A 4,203-nucleotide genomic window follows, 5' to 3' on the forward strand; every position below is an offset into this window, starting at 1 on the left:
GGCGTGCCGCCGCGGCCGTGACCGCCGGGAGCAGCACGCCCGCCACCACCAGCCCCGCCACCAGCACGAGCGCGGCGACCGGAAGCACGAACAGCCCGATCGCGACGGCCGCGAGCCCGGTGACGGCCGCCGCGGCGGCCGGCAGCAGGCACCGGACGAGGAGGTCCTGGACGGCCTCGGTGTCGTCGACCATCCGGCTCAGCAGGTCGGCGCCGCCGTGCCGGAGCGGGCGCGGCGGGATGAGCGACTCGTACAGGCGCTCGCGGGTGCCCGCCTGGGCTCGCAGCGCGACGTCGTGGCCGGTCAGGCGTTCGGCGTACCTGAAGACGCCCTTTCCGGTGGCGAACGCCCGGGTCGCCACGATCGCCACGCTCAGCGCGGCCAGCGGCGGCTGCTCGGCCGCCCGCGTGATCAGCCACGCGGCGGCGGCGGTGAGCCCCAGCCCGGCCAGATCGGCCGCCGCCCCCGCCAGCACGGCCCAGCCGAGCCGGACGCCCATCCGCCGGTTCACCGTTCCCTCCCCGAATCCAGCGCCCACCCTCGCGCCTCCACCCGCTCGCTCCCGTCCCCGGACGCCGCCGCGGCGGCGCTGTCCGACCGTCCGCCATCGGGTTCCCGGCGATCGGGTCCTTGCTGGTCGGGTTCTGGGCGGCCGGGTTCTCGGTGGTCGGATGCCGCGCGGCCGGGGCCCGCGCTCCCGTCAGCCGTGGTCCTGCGTGCCGTGATCTCGGGGACGGTGGTGCCGGGGTTCGCGGTGTCGGAGATCACGCGGCCCTCGTGGACGCGGATGACGCGGTCGGCGAGGTCGATCATGGCGGGGCGGTGGGCGACGATGACGGCGGTGCGGTCGCGGGCGAGGCCGGCGGTGGCGGTGACCACGGCTGCCTCGCTGCGGCCGTCGAGCCGGGCCGTGGGCTCGTCCAGCAGCAGCACCGAGGCGTGCGGGCGGCAGAACGCGCGGGCGAGGGCGATGCGCTGGCGCTGGCCCGCCGACAGGTTGGCGCCCCGCTCGCCCACCAGGGTGTCGTAGCCGTCGGGGAGCAGCCGCACGAACTCGTCCGCCTGCGCCGCCGCCGCGGCCCGCCGCACGTCTTCCGGCGTGGCCTGCGGGGCACCGAGGCGGACGTTGTCGGCCACCGAGGTCGTGAAGAGGTGCGGGCGCTGCGGCACGAACGCCAGCGAGTCGCGCCACGCGCCGAGGTCCAGGTCGCGCAGGTCGGTGCCGCCGACGAGGACCCTGCCCGCCGACGGGCGGACGAAGCCGAGGATGAGGTGGAGCAGCGTGCTCTTGCCGCCGCCGCTCTCGCCCACCAGGGCGACGTGCTCGCCCGGGGCGATGGTGAGCGACACGTGCTCCAGCGCCGGGTCGTCCCGGCCGGGGTAGCGCACCGTCACGTCCTCCAGCCGGATCGACGGCGGCCCCGCCGGAGCATCAGCCGGAAGGTCCGCGGGAGCACCGGCCGGAAGGCCCGCGGGAGCATCCGCCGGAGCACCCCCGGGAGCGTCGGAGTCCGCCGTGCGGTCCAGTACGGCGAAGGCCGCGTCGGCCGCGGCGACGCCCTCCATCGAGGCGTGGAAGCGGGTGCCCATCATGCGCAGCGGCAGGTACGCCTCCGGAGCCAGCAGCAGCACCAGCAGCGCCGTCGTCAGGTCGAGCGACCCGCCCAGCAGCCGCAGCCCGATCGGCACCGCCACCAGCGCCAGCGAAAGCGACGCGCACAGCTCGAGCACCAGCGACGACAGGAACGCCACCCGCAGCGTGCGCATGGTCGCGGCCCGGTGCGCGTCAGCGACCTGCCGGATGACCGTCGCCTGGTAGCGGGCGCGGCCGAAGGCGCGCAGCGTGGGCAGGCCGCGCACCACGTCGAGGAAGTGGCCGCCGAGCCTGGACAGGGCGTGGAACTGGCGCTCGGTGACCGCCTTGGTGGTCATCCCCACCAGCGCGCCGAAGATCGGGATCAGCGGCAGGGTCACCAGCACGATGGCGGCGCTCGCCAGGTCGGCGGTGAACAGCCGGACCAGCACCGCCACCGGCACCACCCCGGCGACGGCGACGGCCGGCAGGTAGCCGGTCAGGTAGGCGTCGAGCCCGTCGAGGCCGCGCCCGGTGAGCGTGACGAGCTCGCCGGAGCGGTGCCCGGTCAGCCTGGCGGGGCCGAGTTCGTGGAGCCGGGCCAGCAGCCGGTGCCGGAGCGCCGACTTGACGCCCGTGGCGGTGCGGCGGGCGAACACGCCCTGCGTCCACGCCAGCAGCGCGCGCAGGCCGACCACTGCCGCCAGCCCGGCCAGCGCGGCGGTGGCGAACCTGCCGGACAGCACCCCTGCCAGCAGCTCCGCCTGGACGAGGACCAGCAGCCCCGCCGTCACCGCCGCCGCCAGCGCCACGGCCAGGTGGCGCCGTACCGACTGCTCGGCCCGCACGAGCCGGAGGAGATCTTTGTGCACGTGTCCTCAGAAGAACGAGTGAGTCCGGACGGCGCCATTCCCGGGGCGGAAAGCGCGCCACACCCATACTTGCGCGATCACCTGAGGGGCGCGAACGGCAGGGCCATCCGATCTAGCGAGGGGACTGCCGGGTTCACCCGGCAGGGGAATCGCTTCCCTGATATTGTTCTTGTGTTCGGAAACGGGCAGGGCTTGTCCGTCGCCTACCTCAACCGAGGAAAGCGAGAAGCCGCTCCCTTCAGGGAGCGGAGGAGTCACGACACTCAGCACACTCAGCGTAGAGGACGGCGCGGTGTGCTCCAGCAGGTACGGTAGCGCGCCCGCGAGCACCGCCACGGCCGGGAGGGCGGCCAAAGGTACGGATCGCCCTCCGGCATTCATCGGGGACATCCCCGATATCCAGGGCGCCGTCAGGCCCTGTTGCGCAGTTCCTCCGGCAGGCGGCCACCGCCGAGCGCGGGCTCTGCGTCGGCCTCGCGGTCGCCCGCGGCGCCGCCGCGGCGGGTCAGCCAGCGAATCATCGGCCCGCGCATGCTCGCCCGCACCCCGCGCGGGGTGAGCCCGAACCTGCAGTCCTTGAGCCGCACCCCCGCGGGGTGCGCCAGCCCGCCGAACCCGCACGCCGACAGGTCCAGCCCGGACAGGGCCAGGCTGGGCGCCTCGACCTGGCGCAGCGAGGTCAGCGCCGACCTGCCCCGCCCCGACACCGTGGCGGGGCCGCGCAGCACCGCGCCCTCCAGATCGGCCTGCGCGTCGATCAGCCGCAGCGTCGTCGCGCCCGCCACCTCCACCCGCCGCAGGTCCACGCCGCACCCGCTCACGGACACGTCGAGCGACCGGTCCGCGCGGGCGCGCGCGGCCGAGAACCTGCCGGTCGCCGAGAGGTAGGCGTCGGCGGCGAAGTGCGCGGCGTCGAACCCCGCACCGCCGTTCACCTTCCGGAACGACAGCGTCCGGCCGAACCTGGCGCCGCGGAACGTCGCCCCGTCGCCGATCCGGGCGCCGTCGAACGTGGCGTACCCGTCGAACCTGGCCCGCTCGCACGACAGGCCGTGCCCGAAGGCGGCCTGGCTGAACAGGGCGTCGCGCGCCATCACGGCCCGGTCGAGCGAGAGGTGCCCGCGCACCTGCACGCCGTGGAAGGACAGCTCACGGGCGAAGCGGGCCCCGGCCAGCGACACGTTCCCCTCGAAGCGGGCGCCGAAGAACGACGCCAGCCGTTCGAACAGGGCGCCGTCGAGCGACACGTCACCGGCGAACGTCACGCCCGCCAGCCGCACGTCCCCCGTGAACCGCACGCGCTCCAGCCGGGCGCGGCCCGGCCTGCCGCCGGTCGCCTCCAGCACGCGGGCCAGCAGGTCGCCGCCGAGCACCGTTCCGCGCAGGTCGAGCAGGCGGCCGGGGGACATCTCGCCGATCGTGGCGGCGAGGTCTTCAGGAGGTAGGTGGGACAAGCAGAGTCGGTACGGCCGGCGTGCGATTCCCGTGCAGGCAGCCGAGTGCGCGCAGGTGACCCAGTCCATGCAGTGGTCATACCCAGCGCGGCCGGTGTCAAGGTTCGATAATTTAATGCTCTATCCACATTTATGTAGAAATATGTGGACGCAATCGGCCCTAAAGTGCCGGTCATGCATGTCTTAGCCCGGGCTTCCGTCGCCGCGCTGGTCGCGGCAGCCCTGTCCGCCACCCCCGCCGCCGCGGCGCCGGCCGCCCCCTGCGACACCCCGCCGACCCACCGCATCGCGCAGGTCCAGGGCG

General features: G+C 74.8%; 2 protein-coding genes and 1 pseudogene. All 3 read right to left on the reverse strand.

The window, feature by feature from the left end:
* A pseudogene (locus DQW85_RS09900) lies at positions 1 to 511 on the reverse strand (thiol reductant ABC exporter subunit CydC); the annotation flags it as partial.
* Positions 508 to 2,445: a thiol reductant ABC exporter subunit CydD gene (cydD, locus tag DQW85_RS09905; RefSeq protein ID WP_240197064.1), complete on the reverse strand. Its 1,938-nt coding sequence runs from the start codon at positions 2,443 to 2,445 to the stop codon at positions 508 to 510. The gene cydD and the pseudogene DQW85_RS09900, both read right to left, overlap by 4 nt.
* A 410-nt stretch (positions 2,446 to 2,855) precedes the next feature.
* Positions 2,856 to 3,899, reverse strand: coding sequence for a pentapeptide repeat-containing protein (locus DQW85_RS09910; protein ID WP_162794870.1), 1,044 nt, complete (start codon positions 3,897 to 3,899; stop codon positions 2,856 to 2,858).
* Between the last annotated feature and the right edge of the window lie 304 nt (positions 3,900 to 4,203).

Source organism: Nonomuraea lactucae (genome assembly GCF_003313395.1).
Classification (GTDB): domain Bacteria; phylum Actinomycetota; class Actinomycetes; order Streptosporangiales; family Streptosporangiaceae; genus Nonomuraea; species Nonomuraea lactucae.